A 17,013-nucleotide genomic window follows, 5' to 3' on the forward strand; every position below is an offset into this window, starting at 1 on the left:
ATGACAGTACAAAGAAAAAAAATATCTTTAATCGGTGCAGGAAATATCGGTGGAACTCTCACCCATATGATTGCACTAAGGGAACTCGGTGATGTTGTTTTACTTGATATTAGTGATGGAATACCACAAGGTAAAGCACTCGACATAGCAGAATCATCCCCTATTGATGGATTTAATATCAATATTACTGGCACAAATAGGTATGAAGATATAAAAAACTCCGATGCAATTATAATAACCGCTGGCATCGCTAGAAAACCTGGAATGAGCAGGGATGACCTCCTGCAAACCAATGCTAAAGTAATGAAGGAGGTTGGCGAAAATATTAAAAAATATTCTCCAAACGCGTTTGTAATAGTGGTTACCAACCCTTTGGATGCCATGGTTTCAGTGGTGCATAAATTTTCAAACCTTCCAACTAATATGATTGTTGGCATGGCAGGAGTGCTTGATTCTTCCCGTTTTCGTTACTTTCTTGCAAGTGAGTTAAATATCTCAGTTGAAGATATATCTGCTTTTGTGCTTGGAGGACATGGCGACACTATGGTACCACTAATCAATTGTGCTTCAGTTGCTGGAGTTCCACTTACTCAAATTATCGATATGGGTCTTATCACACAGAAAAAAGTCGATGAAATAGTTGAACGCACTCGCAATGGCGGTAAAGAAATAGTTGATCTGCTTAAGTCTGGATCTGCATACTACGCTCCTGCATCTTCAGCTATATGCATGTTAGAATCATATTTAAAAGATAAGAGGCGCATATTACCATGTGCTGCTTACCTTAATGGTGAATATGGTGTAGAAGATTTGTTTATTGGTGTTCCTGTAATTATTGGAAAAAACGGAATTGAAAAGATCCTAGAAGTTAAAATGAATGATAGTGAACAAGAAATGTTTAATAAGTCTGTAAACTCGGTGAGAGAGCTGGTGAAACTTCTAAGCTAAATTAAGTATCCGTTCAGCGGAGTGGCAAAATAAGGTAGACAAGATAAATCAAAAAATCAAGAAAAAGTGAGTTTACAACAAATGATGTCATCCCAGTGCTTGACACTGGGATCCAGGGGTTTTGATTGGATACTGAGTATAAAAGTAGCTAACCTTATGTTAAAACACAATATTTTTGGTGAGGGGTTGCATTAAAAGCTGAATTCCAGTGTCAAGCACTGGAATGACACAACCATAAAGTGAAACTAGATCCCAGTGTCAGCTACTTGCATAACACCACTTTTGCTTCAATATTTGCATATTAGCCACGCCCTTGAACAGATACTAAATTAATTGCTCTATAGAGTTTCTTTGAGCTTAAGTTTCGTAAACAGCCTAAAAAAGTTGCTTGTGGTTACCTCCGCTACTTGTTCTGGTGACTCATTCCACAACTCTGCCAAACAATCAACAACGTATTTCACCATTGCTGGTTCATTCTTTTTTCCCCTATAAGGCTCAGGTGATAGATATGGTGCATCAGTTTCGACTAAAACACGTTCGCGTGGTACACCTTGTGCAATTCCTCTGAGTAAGCTCGCATTTTTAAAAGTAATGATTCCAGAAAATGAAATATATAACCCCAAATCTATAGATTGATAAGCAAGTTCTTTAGAGGAAGCAAAGCAGTGCATTACTCCACTAAAAGCACCGGCTTTCATTTCTGACCTTAACATATCGATCATCTCATTATCAGCGCTTCTTGTGTGAATAACTAAAGGTAGTCCAGTTATTCTTGACGCTTCTATATGTAATGCAAAACTTTTTTTCTGATTGTCTTTGTTGTCAGATTTATAAAAATCTAACCCGGTTTCACCGATACTAATTACCTTTTGGTTCTTGGTAAATTCAACTAATTCATCAACATGTATACACTCACCGTTTTCTATAGCAGCATCAAGCGGATGTACACCAACAGAGGAGTAGACTTGATCATAAGACGAAGAAATTTTTAATAACTTAGGAACATCGTCAATGCTTACGCATATGTTATGCAAAACCTTTACACCATTTTGCTCTGCCCTTGAAATTACTTTTGGTATTTCATCGTCAGAAAAATAAATCAAGTGGCAATGAGAATCTACTATCATGAGCTTATTGTTGAGGCTTTTATTATAGAAGAAAACTCTTCTATCACTGTTTTATAAACTTCTTTTTTAAATGATATAGCACTGGCTACTAAACTATCTATACCTTGCCAACGCCACTCTTTGAACTCTGGATGACCAGTATAATTAATATCAATGTCCTCATCCTCTCCGCAAAACTTCATTAAGAACCACCTTTGCTTTTGACCAGAATATTTTCCATTCCAGCATATTGGTATAACTTCTTCAGGCAAGTTGTAGTATATCCAATCCTTGCTTTTAGTTATAACCTTTACTTTATTAGTACCAACCTCCTCTAGCAACTCACGTAACGCTGCTTGTTCCAGTTCCTCACCATCATCAACACCTCCTTGTGGCATCTGCCAGTAAGAGCCGCTATCAAAGCGTTTTCCAATGAAGACATGTCCTTGTTTGTTAAATAGCATTATGCCAACACAAGGACGATACTTATCTTTCTGCTCAACCACGAGTACGCTCTGTTTTTAAATGATTTGTTACAGAAGTTTTAATTAATTTTCCATTTTTTTCTTTCTTCATCTCTTCAACAATTTTCTTTGCAACTTCCTTTGCACTCAAGTTCGAGTTATCAATTTCAAGCGAACCCTCAGGTATAAATAGCCTTTTCCCTTCAATTTTCTTTATAGCAAAATCCGGATCAGTAATTTTATTTTCCTGATATCTCTCTTCTGATTGGACACGTCTTACTAGTTTTTCATTATTACAATGTAATACTACAGAAAAAATTTCCATGCCCATTTTTTTACTTAAATTTACCACTGAGTTATATAATCTTTGGTCATAGGAATCACCCTCTATCAATTCATTTGTAAATATATAGTGTTTTGATTTTACGTAGTGTTTTTCCAGTATTGCTAATACATTTTCCCTAACTGCAAAAATTTTTTCCCACAGATCATCTGGAACTTCAGCATCTTGTAATTTAACAATATCAAATATAATATTATTGAATAGATTATTGCTTACTATTACTGCACCAATGATTTTACACAGTTCCTTTGCAGTAGTAAACTTACCACTACCTGGAAAGCCGATTAAGTAGATGAGAGTCTTGCCCATAATGAATACTAGGCTCTGTGGACAAAATTTTAGAGAAGCCATACAAGAGCTCCAACAAAATTGAGAAAACCAATAAAAACCTCAGCAGTTTTATCAAATCTGGAAAAAATGCGCCTAAAATTTTTAATTTTACCAAAAAAACACTCAATCAAATGACGTTCTTTGTAGATATGCTCATCGTAATACCTTTGCACTTTTCGATTCCGTTTTGGCGGAATAACTACTGTACATCCCTTGTCTTCAAGACTTGTAACAAAGGCATTGCTATCGTAGCCCTTGTCAGCTACTACAGTAGAGTTATAGATACTTTCGGTCAACACTTGTGCCTGCGTAATTTCATTTCTTTGACCAGGAGTCAGAGTAAATTTAAGTGGATTTCCAAGTGCATCGACAAGCGCATGTATTTTAGTTGTAAAGCCACCTTTGCTCCTCCCTAAAGCTTCTTGATCCTTGGAGTTTTTTGTATATCCAGATGAACATGGATGGGCTCGGATGATCGTACCGTCGATTATAGCAACTTCTAAATCAGGCTCTTGTTTAGTATATTCAAGCAATTTTTTCCAGACATCTCTTTCACACCATCTTTTAAATCGCTTATGTATACTCCTGTAATTACCATAAGTTTTTGGTAAAAGTCTCCATTGGCAACCACTTCGCACTATGTACCACACTGCCTCTATGAATATTCTTAAACGTTTTTCATCTTTGCTGTGCATTCCTTTTACGCTTTTTATGAACTCTAAAATTTGTTTCCAATTTTCCTCTTTGATGTAATATTGCATATGGTAGTTTCTCCATTTTTTACCTATTAGGCTAAACTACCATCTTTTTCTCTCTTTTCATATTTTTTGTCCACAGAGCCTAGGGTCGATCAATCAGTTGAACAAAATAATGGTGATCATAATGACCAGAGCAATGTGATTTGATAGTGATCTTCTACCGGAAAAGGTGTCATCCCAGTGCTTGACACTGGGATCCAGGAAACTTAATTGCAAGTAATGCATTGGGTTTGGTGAGTATGGGTTTTGCGTTATAGAATGAAACACTTTTGGTGAATTTGTAAAGAAAACTGGATCCCAGTGTCAAGCACTGGGATGACACCGTCTTGGATGGAAAACTGGATTCCAGTGTCAAGCACTGGCATGACATCATCTTGAATAACGTCACGCGCTGGAATGACAAAGAAGAGAGGGCTTTCATATGGTTATGCAAGAAGTCTACTGAATGTAAACCAGTTTCTCACACACACATTTTACTACGTGATCAGCACTGATATTAAAATGCTCATAAAGTGTTTTATAAGGTGCTGATTCTCCGAAGCTTTTCATGCCAATAAATATACCGTTTGAACCTATATATTTATGCCAACCCATTTCACTTCCGGCTTCAATTGCAACTTTAATGCTGTCATTATTTAATATTGCCGCTTTATATTCATCGCTTTGCTCGTCAAAAAGCCTCCAGCATGGCATAGAAACAATCCTTGTACCTATACCTTTTTCCTGCAATTTTTTCCTTGCTTCAACTGCAATTTCAATCTCGGACCCCGTAGCAAATATCGTCACTTTTAATTCTTTTGAACATTCACACAAAATATATGCACCAAACTTCGATAGATTAGTAGATTGATCGATATCAGAATGCATGTAACTTACGTTTTGCCTTGAGAGCGCAAACAGTGCAGGTGACTCTTTTTTTTCGAGTGCAATGCTAACACACTCCAGAGTTTCAACTGCATCGGCTGGCCTAAAAACATATAGATTTGGTATAGCACGCAAAGAGGCTAAATGCTCTATTGGCTGATGAGTTGGGCCATCTTCTCCCACTCCAATTGAGTCGTGAGTCATGACATACATAACCTGCTGCTTCATCAGAGCTGAAAGACGTATAGCAGGACGGCAATAGTCGGAAAATACCAAAAAAGTGCCGCCATAAGGAAGAATCGCGCCGTGAAGTGCCATACCATTCATACATGCTGCCATAGCGTGCTCTCTCACTCCATAGTGGACATAAGAGCCTCTATAATTATTGCTATTTATTACCTGCATGTGCTTATATTTAGTGCAATTTGACCCAGTAAGATCAGCAGAACCGCCGATTAATTCCGGCATATGTTGTGTTAAAAGTTCCATTACCATGCCGAAAGAAGAACGTGTAGCTTCGTTTGGCATTAGCTCACATATTTGTTTCTTTAGGTCAGCTAAAACACCAGCGATATTATCTGGTAGACGTTTATCTAACCGCCTTTGAAGTTCTTTATTTTCACTGGATTCCAGTGTCAAGCACTGGAATGACACCGAATTGATGTTATCCGGCAGACGCTCATCTAGTCGCCTTTGAAGTTCTGCATGATACCCTGTCATCTCAGCATTCTCTTCTGTCATCCAAGTGCTTGACACTGGAATCCATTCTTTTTCTTCTTTCCTAGATTCCAGTGTCAAGCACTGGAATGACATCGTGTAGTTTTGTTTTGCTCTCTCAACAGTTTTCTTCCAGGCATTTTTCACATCTTCTGGCACATGGAATGGTTCATAATTCCAGTTTAATTTCTCTCTCATCTGTTTAATGTCTTCCTCCAAAAAAGCACCACTGTGAGCAGAGGATGTGCCAGCACGGCTTGAAAACTTTCCGATAATGGTTTTGCAGCAGATCATTGTAGGTTTACCAGACTTTTTTGCTTGCTCTATTGCAAAGGATATGGCATCAAAATCGTGGCCATCAATTTTGTCAACATTCCATCCATACGCTAAGAAGCGTTTCTCTACATCATCAGAGCAGGAAAGACAAGTAGCGCCATCTATAGAGATATCATTATCATCAAAAAGGGCTATGAGCTTATTCAATTTAAGATGCCCAGCAAGTGATGCTGCTTCATGGCTTATTCCTTCCATAAGACAGCCATCCCCTAGCATCACGTAAGTGTAGTGATTAATTAAGCTATCTCCAAATTGTTCTTTAAGAATCGATTCAGCAAGTGCCATGCCAACAGCAGTGGCAAACCCCTGACCGAGCGGGCCTGTTGTTGCCTCTACTCCGGAAGTCAAGCCAAACTCTGGATGACCTGGGGTCTTGGATCCCATTTGCCTGAAGTTTTTTAGCTCATCTATGCTAATATAACCTGTCAAATATAATATTGAATATAGTAACATTGACCCATGACCGTTTGATAAAACAAAGCGATCTCTATTGAACCATTTAGAATCATCAGGATTATGATTCAGATATTTAGCAAACAAAACAGTTGCAACATCTGCCATGCCAAGTGGCATACCTGGGTGTCCAGAGTTTGCTTTTTGTACTGCATCAATTGATAAAAAACGGATGGCGTTTGCCATAGATTTTAAATGTGAATGATTCATGTGTTAATAGAAAAACTTAAAAATGAAGTATAAAAGATTATATCAGCAAAAACAAGTTGACACTGAGTGCTAAAATCCTTAATAATCTAAAGTTAAATCGTGAGAGTTTTTATATGACAACTGTTATCACTAGAAAGTATAGGATTAGCCGTAGACTTGGTGTAAATTTATGGGGTAGAGCTAAAGACCCAGTAAACAAAAGGAAATACCCTCCAGGTCAACATGGTATTCTTGGATTCAAGAAGTTATCCGACTTTGGTAAGCAGTTTGCTGCACATAAGAAATTTAAGTTTTACTATGCGATTTCAAGTAAGCAGCTCAGACGTACATTTTTAGATGCTTATAACAGAAAGGGTTATACGGCTGATAATTTTATCGGTATCTTAGAATCGAGATTAAGTTCTGTTTTATACCACTCTGGTCTTGTTCCAACAATTTACTCAGCAAAGCAGCTCATATCTCATAAGCACGTTACAGTTAATGATAAGGTGGTTAACATATCGAGTTATCGAGTGAAGCCAGGTGATATAATAAAAATAAGAGAAAGGGCAGCAAAAATTCCTGTAGTAGTAGAGGCTGAACAAAAACAAGAGCGCAAGGCTCCGGATTATTTAGAAGCAGATAGTAAAGAGCATTCAGTGAAGTATTTGAGGTCACCTCAATATTCTGAGGTTCCTTATTCAGCAGACATGGAAGTCAATTTAGTAGTAGAGTTTTACTCTAGATAGATAAAAAAAGCCCGTGTGGCGGAATCGGTAGACGCAGCGGACTTAAAATCCGTGGGTTTTGCGACCTTGGGAGTTCAAGTCTCCCCATGGGCACCAATTTAACTTAGCAGATAAATACAAAAAAGTATGAAATGGCTTGATATAGAAGATATTGTAGAAGCTCTGGAGGAAAAATTTCCAGATGAGAATATAATTAGTATCAGATTCACTGAGCTTAAAAAAAAGGTCTTGAGTTTAGAGGAATTTGATGATGATGAAAAACGCTGTAACGAAAAAATACTCGAAGCTATTCAAGCAGCTTGGATTGAGGAAAGATTAACCGCATAGCAATAAACCATACGCAAACGTGATTTCTATTACAATTTGCATATTGATTATGCTATTTTTTGGATCTAGCCTAGGCTCTGTGGACAAAATTTTAGAGAAGCCATACAAGAGCTCCAACAAAATTGAGAAAACCAATAAAAACCTCAGCAGTTTTATCAAATCTGGAAAAAATGCGCCTAAAATTTTTAATTTTACCAAAAAAACACTCAATCAAATGACGTTCTTTGTAGATATGCTCATCGTAATACCTTTGCACTTTTCGATTCCGTTTTGGCGGAATAACTACTGTACATCCCTTGTCTTCAAGACTTGTAACAAAGGCATTGCTATCGTAGCCCTTGTCAGCTACTACAGTAGAGTTATAGATACTTTCGGTCAACACTTGTGCCTGCGTAATTTCATTTCTTTGACCAGGAGTCAGAGTAAATTTAAGTGGATTTCCAAGTGCATCGACAAGCGCATGTATTTTAGTTGTAAAGCCACCTTTGCTCCTCCCTAAAGCTTCTTGATCCTTGGAGTTTTTTGTATATCCAGATGAACATGGATGGGCTCGGATGATCGTACCGTCGATTATAGCAACTTCTAAATCAGGCTCTTGTTTAGGCTCTGTGGACAAAATTTTAGAGAAGCCATACAAGAGCTCCAACAAAATTGAGAAAACCAATAAAAACCTCAGCAGTTTTATCAAATCTGGAAAAAATGCGCCTAAAATTTTTAATTTTACCAAAAAAACACTCAATCAAATGACGTTCTTTGTAGATATGCTCATCGTAATACCTTTGCACTTTTCGATTCCGTTTTGGCGGAATAACTACTGTACATCCCTTGTCTTCAAGACTTGTAACAAAGGCATTGCTATCGTAGCCCTTGTCAGCTACTACAGTAGAGTTATAGATACTTTCGGTCAACACTTGTGCCTGCGTAATTTCATTTCTTTGACCAGGAGTCAGAGTAAATTTAAGTGGATTTCCAAGTGCATCGACAAGCGCATGTATTTTAGTTGTAAAGCCACCTTTGCTCCTCCCTAAAGCTTCTTGATCCTTGGAGTTTTTTGTATATCCAGATGAACGTGGATGGGCTCGGATGATCGTACCGTCGATTATAGCAACTTCTAAATCAGGCTCTTGTTTAGTATATTCAAGCAATTTTTTCCAGACATCTCTTTCACACCATCTTTTAAATCGCTTATGTATACTCCTGTAATTACCATAAGTTTTTGGTAAAAGTCTCCATTGGCAACCACTTCGCACTATGTACCACACTGCCTCTATGAATATTCTTAAACGTTTTTCATCTTTGCTGTGCATTCCTTTTACGCTTTTTATGAACTCTAAAATTTGTTTCCAATTTTCCTCTTTGATGTAATATTGCATATGGTAGTTTCTCCATTTTTTACCTATTAGGCTAAACTACCATCTTTTTCTCTCTTTTCATATTTTTTGTCCACAGAGCCTAGCAAGTTAATAATAATTTAACCAATTACAATTAAAACAGCTATAAGGTTAATTATGAGGCAAAACAAAAATTTTTGAATGGAACGACTTACTTGACAAGTGCTACGTTGAGATAAGTTTTACATAAAAATACTGCTTTTTATGGTGTGAGGCCAGAGGGTAGAGTCTTTGTAAAGCAGTTAGAAGGTTGTCATCTAAGTAGCGTGACCAGGGCTAGATTCCGCGAACACGCCGCGGAATGACGACTATGGTCATACCGTCACGGTATCTCACAAACATGTAGCAGTAATGACAAAATCTCAAGTTATATGTATACTTTTATATTATCTACCTACTAAAAAAACAGAAAAATGCTCAAACGTAGCGGTCCAAAAAAATTAAAGTCTATAATAGAAAACTATGCATTAAAATGCATGAAAAATAAGATTAGCAAAAATGAAATACGTCTGATTTTAAACTGGCGAAATATAGTAGGGAAAGAAATAGCAGAGTGTACAAAACCGAAAAAGATCTCATATGCACAGAATATAAATTCGGGTGTGTTGCATCTGGTAGTAACAAATGGCAGCAAAGCATTGGAAATTCAGCATATGATTTCTCTTATAATAGAAAAAATCACGATATTTTTTGGCTATAAAGCAGTATATGGTATAAAAATTAAGCAAGAGAGTATTGACTATTTGACTATATAAGGTAATCTAAGTACATAGAATAATTTGGTATATTGAAGTGAGTAGAGTTTGTGAATTAACAAATAGAAAAAAATCTTTTGGTAATAAGGTATCACATTCGAATCGTAAAACAAAGCGTACCTTTCTTTTAAATTTACATAAGGTTACGTTGACGAGTGATATATTGAATAAAAAGTTTAGATTTCGTGTAGCAACAAGAACTTTGAGAACTATAGATTACAAAGGTGATTTGGATGCTTTTTTGCTCAACACAAGAACGATTAAACTAAGTGAGAAAGCGCAGAAGATAAAAAGAAGGTTGAAAAAAGTTTTAGTAAAGCAAGAGGTAGAGTTAGCCGTTTCAGATGCATAGTAAGCCTCCATGGCTTAGAGCAAAAGCTCCGACCGGTGAAGTATTTAATGAGACCTTAAACACCGTTAAACTGCATAACTTACATACAGTATGTGAAGAAGCTGCATGTCCAAATATTGGTGAGTGTTGGAATAAGCGTCATGCTACTGTGATGATTCTCGGTTCTGTTTGCACTCGTGCTTGTGCATTTTGCAACGTTGCAACTGGCATTCCTGATAAACTAGATCCTCATGAGCCAGAAAATTTAGCAAAAGCGATAAAAAAGTTAAACTTAAAGCATGTTGTTATTACTTCCGTTGATCGTGATGATTTACCAGATGGTGGCGCAAATCAGTTTATACAGTGCATAGAAGAAATTAGAAAGATAACTTCAGAAACAACAATAGAGATTTTAACTCCTGATTTTTTAAATAAGAAAGGAGCATTTGAAGCAATCGCTGTTGCATCACCTGATGTCTATAACCACAATATTGAAACAGTGCCGAGATTGTATGCAAAAATAAGACCACGAGCTCGCTATTTTCATTCACTATATTTACTGAAGATGGTAAAGCAGATTAATCCTAAAGTTTTCACAAAGTCGGGGCTTATGGTTGGTCTTGGAGAAACAAAAGAGGAAATATTTCAGGTTATGGACGATTTGCGCAGTGCTGAGGTTGATTTTATTACAATTGGTCAATATCTACAACCAACTCCAAAACATGCAAAACTTGATAGGTATGTTACCCCAGAGGAATTTGAGCATTATAAATACATTGCTTACTCCAAAGGTTTCTTAGTGGTTGCATCAAGCCCACTAACTCGGTCATCATACCACGCTGAAGAAGATTTTAACAGGCTCAAGGCCTGTCGTTATGTTAATTCAAATTAATTTTTACCAATTATAAAGGAGTTGAGAGACTTTACGTAATGTCTACTATAAAAATCAAGAATAAATCGCAATTAGTTAAAGAGGTATTCGATTCCGTGGCAAGTCGCTACGACACCATGAATGATATAATGAGCCTCGGAATGCACAGATTATGGAAGGATAAGATGGTAAATAGTGTGCATTTTACAAAAAACTCTCAGGTTTTAGATGTTGCTGGAGGAACTGGAGATATAGCAATAAGAATAGTAAGAAAAGAGCCAAGTGCTAAGGTTACAGTATGCGATATAAATCAAAATATGCTAAGCAGAGGACGTGATAAAGCTATAAATTCAAACCAAATTAATTTTGATTGGGTATGTGCAAGTGCAGAAAGTTTACCATTTGAAGACTCCGAATTTGATTATTGCACAATAGCTTTTGGCATTCGAAATGTTTCTGACCGTAAGAAGGCTTTAAATGAGGCGCACAGGGTATTAAAACCACATGGAAAATTTATCTGCTTAGAATTTGCCCCTATGCACTATCAAAATGAGATATTTACCAAACTTTATGACTTATATTCATTTAAAGTAATTCCTAAAATTGGCAGCATAGTTGCTAAAGACAAGAGTTCTTATGAATATTTAGTGAAGAGCATCAGAGAATTTCCAACTCAGGCTGATTTTAAAATGGAGATTGAAGAGGTAGGTTTTAAGAATGTTGAGTTTCATAATATGAGCTATGGAATAGTGGCATTACACATTGGAACAAAATGAATATTAAACTCTGGTATAGAACCCTAGATTATTATCTCATCCTTCCAGTGTTTTTTTTGCTCACTATAAGCTTCATTCTTGTTTATTCAGCAAGCCCTGTAATTGCGCAGCGTCTTTCTCTACCACAGGATTATTTTATACGGCGCCATACAATTTATATAGTCCTGTCACTAATTACCTTGGTGACATTTTCTTTTCTCAACACAAGAACTATACTTAACCTCTCATTCGCAGGTTTCATTTTATTTACTATTCTAGTGGCAGCTGCGATAATACTTGGTATAGAGGTAAAAGGTGCGAAACGATGGTTACATATTGTCAAAATTTCAGTTCAACCATCTGAGTTCGTAAGGCCATTTTTTTCTGTTGTTATAGCTAGTATCTTAGCCAGCGAAATGAAGTTTAAAATACACATATCAATCATAATATTTCTGTTAGTTTTTGTGTTGTTACTTTTGCAACCTGATTTCAGTATGTCTATGCTTTTAACATATTCTTTTATTGGTCAAATGTTTATTGCATGTATACCATTTTTATACTTTCTATGCATAATAGGAATGGCCACAACTGGAACTACAATAGCTTACTTATGCCTCCCACATATAAAGCAAAGGATTTACAATTTTGTCTTTTTTACGCAGCGGGATAACTTTCAAGTCACAAAATCATTAGAAGCATTCAAAAGAGGTCAATTAACTGGGGTTGGACCTGGTGAAGGTAGCGTAAAAGCCTCTCTTCCTGATTGTCATACAGATTTTGTGTTTTCTGTTTTAGCAGAAGAATTTGGTTTGATTACGTGCTTAGCCACATTGATGTTATTTGGTATCATTTCCGCCCGCTTGCTTTACGTTGCATATAGGGAAAATGAATTATTCAATCTGTTGGTGATTCTTGGTATCTCAATTCAATTCATCACACAATTCATAATAAACACAGGGGTAACATTGAGTATTTTTCCCACCACCGGCATAACCCTGCCACTACTTAGCTATGGTGGCTCTTCTCTTTTATCTTCGAGCATCGCACTTGGCATAATGCTGTCTTTTAGTAGAAATCAAGCTATCGCATTAAAGTTTCATGAGCGTATTGCGCTTAGAAGACATGCTGTAGACTAATGCCATACCTTTCCCCTTTCCCCTGAAACTAAAATCTATATACTTAACTTTAGAAACTTTAAAATACGATGCGATCTAATATTAGGCAGTTATTTTACTATATAAAGCCTAATCTATCTTATTTCATCATAGCTTTTATTGCAGTTTTATTTTCAGCCTTAACGATCCTTCTCTTTGGCAGGGGTTTGAGCAATATAATTGATTCTGGCGCAGGGCATAATTTTACTACCAAACTATTAATTGCAATACTTATAGTTTTAGCCATTTCTCTCACTGCATTTACTCGGTTATATTTCATTGGCATTGGCAGCGAGAAAGTTATCGCAAGAATCAGATACGACTTATATAGCAGTATCACTAACTTGCAACCAAGTTTCTTTGAGAACACAGGCGTACAAGATGTTATCTCAGCGTTAGTTACTGATACATCTGTGTTGCAATCAATAATAAACAGCAGCTTACTAACCATATTACGAAATTTTGTGATTCTGATTGGCAGTGTTGCCATGTTATTATATACAAATATACAACTAACTGCGTATGCAGCCGCAATAATACCTATACTACTCATTATCATGACCTCACTTGGAAAAAAAGTGCGTAGCTATGCACGCTTTGCCCAGGATAAATTAAGTGAGCTTGCGTCATTTAGTGAGGAAAATTTTAGATCTATAGTGACTATCAAATCGTTTGTACTCGAAGAAAATGAAAAAACCCGTTTTAAGGAGTATTTAAACTCAGTATCAAAATCATACGTAAAATTAGTACTCTTGCGTGCTATTTTAGTAACTCTAGTTATCACGTGTGTGATAGGTTCACTAGTTGTTTTGCTCTTTTTTGGTATTAAAGAAGTCTTAAGCAATAATATAACTATTGGAGAACTCTCCTCATTTGTGTTTTATTCAGCGCTTGCGACAGGAGCTATAAATAATTTGAGCGATAATATCAGTGATTTACAACGAGGTCTTGGAATAGTAGAGCGTTTATTTGAATTTAAAAATATGAAAAGCTCTATAGTAGATCCCGATGATCCTATAAAAATTTGTAGTGTTCAAAAAGGAATTTCGTTTAATGGTGTAACATTTTTTTATGAATCTCAGTCTGATAAGCCAGCGTTAAATAACGTATCATTTTCTATAGAGGCAGGTCAAGCAGTATCAATTGTTGGACCATCTGGCAGTGGTAAAAGCACCATTTTAAAGCTTCTGCTCCGTTTTCATGATCCAAACAAAGGCAGCATTACTATCGATGGGCACAACATTAAGTCAATTGCACTAAATGACCTCAGATCGTTGTTTGGCTTAGTGCCACAAGATCACATGATATTCTCTTGCTCAATAATGGAAAATATACTATACGGCAAACCTGGTGCTGAATATGAGGAAGTAAGGCAAGCAGCTATCAGCGCTTACGCGATGGAATTTATTGATAAGCTGCCTGATAAATTTGATACATTTGTAGGAAAAAGAGGGTTAAAACTTTCTGAAGGACAAAAACAACGTATTGTAATAGCAAGGGCCATACTCAACAATCCTCAGATTTTAGTACTGGATGAAGCAACCTCTGCCCTTGATTATAAAAGTGAAAACCTCGTGCAAAAAGCCTTGAGCAAGTTAATGCAAAACAGAACAACGATCGTAATTACACACAGACTATCAACCGCACTCAAGACTGACAAGATTATAGTAATTAATCATGGAAAAGTGGAAGAAGTAGGAACTCATGACTCTCTAATAAGTAAAGACGGGCTGTATGCAAAACTGGCGAAGATACAGTAGGCATGAAATATTGTGTAAATTAAAAGAGAATTTAAGCTATATCGTTGTTGATTTAATGAGTATGCTAGATTTAATGTTAAAATTATTAATTTTTTAATTTTATTATTTTATAATGGTTCCATAGTTATCCGGAAATTTCGTGATCTGTAGTTTCTTTCATTCACGTTATATTCATAGCTTGTTCTATCTTAATGTAATTCTAATTTTGACTGTATAGGAGGTCTCTATGTTAAAACATAACTATAGTGATAAAATCAATAATCGCTATTCATATACTAACAAATTTTCTTATAGTGATGAGGGTGTAGACGAGACGATCAAGGATAAAATCACAACTGAAGATCAGGTGGTAACTGAAGATCAGGTAGTAACTGATGATGTTAAAGAGCCTGATGCTGGTAATGATGGTTACAGCGAAGGTATGGCTTTCTCTTACCATGATTACGACAATGTCTTAATATAAACTATGACTTTCCTGATCTAGGAAGATAAAATAGTTAAGATAAACCTTCAACTAGTCCCACTTATTCGCTATATTGTTGGAGGTTTTCATAGTTTTTCTAGTTGATGAACATTTTCAAGCAGGTTTCCTCTCTAATTTCCAGCAAATTAAACGAGTTGAAGCAAAGGGGTATTATAAGCACGAATGCAACAAACTTTATCGTAGAGCCTCCAAGCAATAGAGCGCATGGAGATATTTACACAAACATTGCCATGGTACTTGCAAAGCATGAAAAGAAGAATTCAGTCGAGATTGCAGGGATGTTAGCAAGAGAATTTGAACTTTTTGATGAAGTTGCAAAAGTGGAAATAGCAGGCCCTGGTTTCATCAACATGCACTTAAAAATAGAAGTGTGGCATGGAATTTTAAAACAAATAAATGAGCTAAAAACAGAGTTTGGCACCCTAGATATAGGGAACAATCAGGCCATCAATGTTGAGTTTGTATCTGCAAATCCAACTGGTCCACTGCATATTGGTCATGCAAGAGGAGCAGTATTTGGTGACGTTCTGGCAAACTTACTAAAAAAAGTTGGTTATAAAGTTACTAAGGAATACTATATTAATGATGCTGGAGCGCAGATAGATACACTAATTCGGTCAGTGTATTTGCGATATAAAGAAGCTCTGGGAGAAAAAATTAGTGTTGAAAAAGGTTTGTACCCAGGTGAATATTTAAAACCAATAGGGGAGGGGCTAGCTAAAAAATATGGCAAGGAATTTCTAAAAAAGCAAGATAATCAAATAATTAGGGAATATACTTTAAGTTTTATCTTAGAACTCATAAAGGAAGACATGAACTTGCTTGGAGTAAATCATGATGTTTTTACTTCAGAGTATGAGCTGCAAAAAAGTGGCAAGATCGAAGAGAGTATAAAGATATTATCTGACAAGGGTTTGGTGTATGAAGGGTACCTGGAGAAACCAAAAGGCAAAGAAAGTGAAAATTGGACTTCCAGAAAAGAAATGTTATTTTGCTCTACAAAATTTGGTGACGACGTTGACCGAGCATTGAAGAAAAAGGACGGCATTTGGACTTATTTTGCCTCGGATATTGCTTACCATTTTGATAAGATATCACGTGGTTTTAATAATATGATTGTAGAGCTTGGTAGTGACCACGGTGGTTATGTCAAAAGGCTAAAAGCAGTCGTTTCTGCGCTAAGTGATGATCAAGCAAAAATAGAGGTAAAACTGCATAATATTGTGAATTTTTTCGAGAATGAAAAACCTGTTAAGATGTCCAAAAGATCAGGAAACTTCCTAACAGCAAGAGATGTAGTGGAGGAAGTTGGCAGGGATATCACTCGTTTTATAATGCTGACACGCAAGAATGATATGGTCTTGGACTTTGATTTTGCTAAAGTTAAAGAACAGTCAAAAGATAATCCTATTTTTTATGTGCAATATGCGCATGCTCGTGCTCATTCGTTAATGCGTAATGCTCCAAAAGAGCTCCCAACAGCAGATCCTTCACTTTTAAGGACAGGTGGAGAGCTCTTCCTCATAAAAACCTTAGCAAAGTGGCCAGATGTGGTAGAAATTGCAGCAAGGCTTTGTGAGCCACACAGAATTACTTTCTACTTACTTGAAGTTGCAGAAGCGTTTCACGTTTTATGGGGGTATGGCAAGAGTGATTTAAACATGCGTTTCATACTGGAAGACAACTTAAACCTCACCGCTGCAAGAATGTTTCTCGTGCAGGCCTTAGCACACGTCATCGCTTCTGGACTTTCTATCTTCAATATAGAGCCTTTGGAAGAGATGAGTTGATTTTTTTTTGTTACAATATGTAATGATCAAAATATTATTCAAAGTAGGGTAAAGTTATGACGATCAGTTTGAGGGAGTATTCAACTGTATTCACTGAAGTTGCGGAACAGACAGATTTAAATGGAAATAACATAATTG

The 17,013-nt window shown here is 36.4% G+C and carries 18 protein-coding genes and 1 tRNA gene; 12 read left to right on the forward strand and 7 right to left on the reverse strand.

Translation table 11 applies throughout. The features are described 5' to 3' along the window. Positions 1-948: a malate dehydrogenase gene (gene mdh / locus OPR60_RS03465; protein WP_265040043.1), complete on the forward strand. Its 948-nt coding sequence runs from the start codon at positions 1-3 to the stop codon at positions 946-948. Positions 949-1,286: 338 nt separating this feature from the next. Here the strand turns inward: mdh and OPR60_RS03470 are convergent, their stop codons facing one another. From OPR60_RS03470 to OPR60_RS03490, 5 genes are all read right to left on the reverse strand, one after another. Continuing rightward, the gene (locus tag OPR60_RS03470) at positions 1,287-2,075 is read right to left on the reverse strand and encodes a TatD family hydrolase (protein WP_065094895.1); all 789 of its coding nucleotides are present in this window, start codon (positions 2,073-2,075) and stop codon (positions 1,287-1,289) included. Further along, a complete protein-coding gene (locus OPR60_RS03475) occupies positions 2,072-2,560 on the reverse strand; it encodes an RNA pyrophosphohydrolase (protein WP_082941403.1) in 489 nt (162 codons plus the stop codon). The genes OPR60_RS03470 and OPR60_RS03475 overlap by 4 nt, the downstream gene beginning before the upstream one ends. Then, complete coding sequence (locus OPR60_RS03480; protein WP_265040044.1) at positions 2,553-3,212, reverse strand: AAA family ATPase; 660 nt, start codon at positions 3,210-3,212, stop codon at positions 2,553-2,555. The genes OPR60_RS03475 and OPR60_RS03480 overlap by 8 nt, the downstream gene beginning before the upstream one ends. Then, positions 3,200-3,952: an IS5 family transposase gene (locus tag OPR60_RS03485; protein ID WP_265039632.1), complete on the reverse strand. Its 753-nt coding sequence runs from the start codon at positions 3,950-3,952 to the stop codon at positions 3,200-3,202. The genes OPR60_RS03480 and OPR60_RS03485 overlap by 13 nt, the downstream gene beginning before the upstream one ends. Before the next feature lie 435 nt (positions 3,953-4,387). Continuing rightward, positions 4,388-6,529, reverse strand: a complete 2,142-nt coding sequence (locus OPR60_RS03490; RefSeq protein ID WP_265040045.1) for a transketolase family protein — start codon at positions 6,527-6,529, stop codon at positions 4,388-4,390. A 113-nt stretch (positions 6,530-6,642) separates the two neighbouring features. On the opposite strand from OPR60_RS03490, the gene rpsD reads away from it, so the two are divergent. The 3 genes from rpsD (at position 6,643) to iscX (ending at position 7,584) form a co-directional block, all read left to right on the forward strand. Then, on the forward strand, positions 6,643-7,257 hold the full coding sequence (gene rpsD, locus OPR60_RS03495) for a 30S ribosomal protein S4 (RefSeq protein WP_010962555.1): 615 nt from the start codon (positions 6,643-6,645) through the stop codon (positions 7,255-7,257). A 9-nt stretch (positions 7,258-7,266) separates the two neighbouring features. After that, a tRNA-Leu gene (locus OPR60_RS03500) sits at positions 7,267-7,353 on the forward strand. A 30-nt stretch (positions 7,354-7,383) separates the two neighbouring features. Then, positions 7,384-7,584, forward strand: coding sequence for a Fe-S cluster assembly protein IscX (gene iscX, locus OPR60_RS03505; RefSeq protein WP_010962556.1), 201 nt, complete (start codon positions 7,384-7,386; stop codon positions 7,582-7,584). Between the two features lie 91 nt (positions 7,585-7,675). On the opposite strand, the gene OPR60_RS03510 is transcribed toward iscX, so the two are convergent. Continuing rightward, a complete protein-coding gene (locus tag OPR60_RS03510) occupies positions 7,676-8,200 on the reverse strand; it encodes an IS5 family transposase (protein ID WP_265039791.1) in 525 nt (174 codons plus the stop codon). 4 nt (positions 8,201-8,204) lie between these two features. Continuing rightward, complete coding sequence (locus OPR60_RS03515) at positions 8,205-8,957, reverse strand: IS5 family transposase (protein ID WP_265040046.1); 753 nt, start codon at positions 8,955-8,957, stop codon at positions 8,205-8,207. A 431-nt stretch (positions 8,958-9,388) separates the two neighbouring features. On the opposite strand from OPR60_RS03515, the gene OPR60_RS03520 reads away from it, so the two are divergent. The 8 genes from OPR60_RS03520 (at position 9,389) to argS (ending at position 16,875) form a co-directional block, all read left to right on the forward strand. Beyond that, entirely contained in the window at positions 9,389-9,730 is a 342-nt protein-coding gene (locus OPR60_RS03520; RefSeq protein WP_010082513.1) for a DUF721 domain-containing protein, read from the forward strand. 37 nt (positions 9,731-9,767) lie between these two features. Beyond that, on the forward strand, positions 9,768-10,082 hold the full coding sequence (rpmB, locus tag OPR60_RS03525; protein WP_006279619.1) for a 50S ribosomal protein L28: 315 nt from the start codon (positions 9,768-9,770) through the stop codon (positions 10,080-10,082). Continuing rightward, positions 10,075-10,953 carry a lipoyl synthase gene (lipA, locus tag OPR60_RS03530; protein WP_265040047.1) on the forward strand — a complete coding sequence of 293 codons (879 nt, stop codon included), beginning with the start codon at positions 10,075-10,077 and terminating at the stop codon, positions 10,951-10,953. Before rpmB ends, lipA begins: the two co-directional genes overlap by 8 nt. A 38-nt stretch (positions 10,954-10,991) precedes the next feature. Then, entirely contained in the window at positions 10,992-11,708 is a 717-nt protein-coding gene (gene ubiE / locus OPR60_RS03535; RefSeq protein ID WP_065095410.1) for a bifunctional demethylmenaquinone methyltransferase/2-methoxy-6-polyprenyl-1,4-benzoquinol methylase UbiE, read from the forward strand. Next, positions 11,705-12,823 carry an FtsW/RodA/SpoVE family cell cycle protein gene (locus OPR60_RS03540; RefSeq protein WP_265040048.1) on the forward strand — a complete coding sequence of 373 codons (1,119 nt, stop codon included), beginning with the start codon at positions 11,705-11,707 and terminating at the stop codon, positions 12,821-12,823. The genes ubiE and OPR60_RS03540 overlap by 4 nt, the downstream gene beginning before the upstream one ends. Positions 12,824-12,891: 68 nt before the next feature. Beyond that, positions 12,892-14,601: an ABC transporter ATP-binding protein gene (locus OPR60_RS03545; RefSeq protein WP_065095090.1), complete on the forward strand. Its 1,710-nt coding sequence runs from the start codon at positions 12,892-12,894 to the stop codon at positions 14,599-14,601. 226 nt (positions 14,602-14,827) lie between these two features. Beyond that, the gene (locus OPR60_RS03550) at positions 14,828-15,064 is read left to right on the forward strand and encodes a hypothetical protein (RefSeq protein ID WP_265040049.1); all 237 of its coding nucleotides are present in this window, start codon (positions 14,828-14,830) and stop codon (positions 15,062-15,064) included. A 104-nt stretch (positions 15,065-15,168) separates the two neighbouring features. Continuing rightward, positions 15,169-16,875, forward strand: a complete 1,707-nt coding sequence (gene argS / locus OPR60_RS03555; RefSeq protein ID WP_065095088.1) for an arginine--tRNA ligase — start codon at positions 15,169-15,171, stop codon at positions 16,873-16,875. Positions 16,876-17,013 lie beyond the last annotated feature (138 nt).

The organism is Wolbachia endosymbiont (group A) of Trypoxylon clavicerum, from assembly GCF_947251665.1.
GTDB classification, from domain to species: Bacteria; Pseudomonadota; Alphaproteobacteria; order Rickettsiales; family Anaplasmataceae; genus Wolbachia; species Wolbachia pipientis.

Excerpts from the sequence above, each read along its gene's own strand:
- mdh (WP_265040043.1), top strand. The coding sequence starts at position 1 with ATGACAGTACAAAGAAAAAAAATATCTTTAATCGGTGCAGGAAATATC.
- OPR60_RS03470 (WP_065094895.1), bottom strand. The coding sequence starts at position 2,075 with ATGATAGTAGATTCTCATTGCCACTTGATTTATTTTTCTGACGATGAA.
- OPR60_RS03480 (WP_265040044.1), bottom strand. The coding sequence starts at position 3,212 with ATGGCTTCTCTAAAATTTTGTCCACAGAGCCTAGTATTCATTATGGGC.
- OPR60_RS03485 (WP_265039632.1), bottom strand. The coding sequence starts at position 3,952 with ATGCAATATTACATCAAAGAGGAAAATTGGAAACAAATTTTAGAGTTC.
- OPR60_RS03490 (WP_265040045.1), bottom strand. The coding sequence starts at position 6,529 with ATGAATCATTCACATTTAAAATCTATGGCAAACGCCATCCGTTTTTTA.
- rpsD (WP_010962555.1), top strand. The coding sequence starts at position 6,643 with ATGACAACTGTTATCACTAGAAAGTATAGGATTAGCCGTAGACTTGGT.
- iscX (WP_010962556.1), top strand. The coding sequence starts at position 7,384 with ATGAAATGGCTTGATATAGAAGATATTGTAGAAGCTCTGGAGGAAAAA.
- OPR60_RS03515 (WP_265040046.1), bottom strand. The coding sequence starts at position 8,957 with ATGCAATATTACATCAAAGAGGAAAATTGGAAACAAATTTTAGAGTTC.
- OPR60_RS03520 (WP_010082513.1), top strand. The coding sequence starts at position 9,389 with ATGCTCAAACGTAGCGGTCCAAAAAAATTAAAGTCTATAATAGAAAAC.
- lipA (WP_265040047.1), top strand. The coding sequence starts at position 10,075 with ATGCATAGTAAGCCTCCATGGCTTAGAGCAAAAGCTCCGACCGGTGAA.
- ubiE (WP_065095410.1), top strand. The coding sequence starts at position 10,992 with ATGTCTACTATAAAAATCAAGAATAAATCGCAATTAGTTAAAGAGGTA.
- OPR60_RS03540 (WP_265040048.1), top strand. The coding sequence starts at position 11,705 with ATGAATATTAAACTCTGGTATAGAACCCTAGATTATTATCTCATCCTT.
- OPR60_RS03545 (WP_065095090.1), top strand. The coding sequence starts at position 12,892 with ATGCGATCTAATATTAGGCAGTTATTTTACTATATAAAGCCTAATCTA.
- OPR60_RS03550 (WP_265040049.1), top strand. The coding sequence starts at position 14,828 with ATGTTAAAACATAACTATAGTGATAAAATCAATAATCGCTATTCATAT.
- argS (WP_065095088.1), top strand. The coding sequence starts at position 15,169 with ATGAACATTTTCAAGCAGGTTTCCTCTCTAATTTCCAGCAAATTAAAC.